Genomic DNA, 739 nt, shown 5'->3' with positions numbered 1-739 from the left:
CCCATATTTTTATTTATGCGAACAAGGCATACACTGATGGCATTCGTAACTCAGAAATGTCCAGGGGCATGCTAGGGCGAAATCTGTTGGCACACCTTTGCCCCTTTGCTTGTTTCGCATGGTTGAACTAACTCTGCTTGGTACTGGTCTGTTGACTTAAGTTTAGTCATGCTGGAAAGTGTCTACTATTCTAGGGACTTACCATATTATGTGCATTCCTCTGGTTTGATTACAGAATAGCCACTATCTAAAACAAGATGATATGATATCACTAATTTAGCTATAGCTTGCCAATATTAAAGGCATTGAATCAAATCGTATGCGGCGAAAATTTATTGACCATTCATTTACATGTGTGCAACAATTTATTCCGATTTGTGTGAGGAAGCAGGCTGCTTGTTAGTTTAGTAGTTTTTAATATTTAAATGGAATTATTCAATGAAGTTAAATCAGTGCCTAACTTTATGTTGTTTTGTAGGGTTGGCAATTCCCTCTCTCGTTCACGCTGAACAGCAAAATCATCTCAGATACGAAGTGCTAAAGAACGTTTCATACGGAAAGTGCGCATATTCTGAAGAAGTCACCATGGAAGTATTTTATTCCATTCCAGGCGATCAAAGCCGGCAAATCGTGATGTCACTAAAGAATAAAAAGGGGGATAGCCTTCCGCCCTTGCTGCGTGATGTTGAGCCTGGTAAGGGCTCTTTCCTTTGGAATTTTGATGCTGGCAAATGCATAT

Annotated in this window: 1 protein-coding gene; it reads left to right on the top strand. The window is 39.6% G+C overall.

The window, feature by feature from the left end; genetic code table 11:
• Positions 1-438 precede the first annotated feature (438 nt).
• Positions 439-739, top strand: a 301-nt coding sequence (locus tag IEY42_RS22225) for a hypothetical protein (RefSeq protein ID WP_188927336.1), incomplete at its 3' end; no start/stop codon positions are given.

The organism is Shewanella algicola, assembly GCF_014648035.1.
GTDB classification, from domain to species: Bacteria; Pseudomonadota; Gammaproteobacteria; order Enterobacterales; family Shewanellaceae; genus Shewanella; species Shewanella algicola.
Note: the sequence above shows the minus strand (reverse complement) of the source record. Positions and strands in the feature narration are given on the sequence as shown.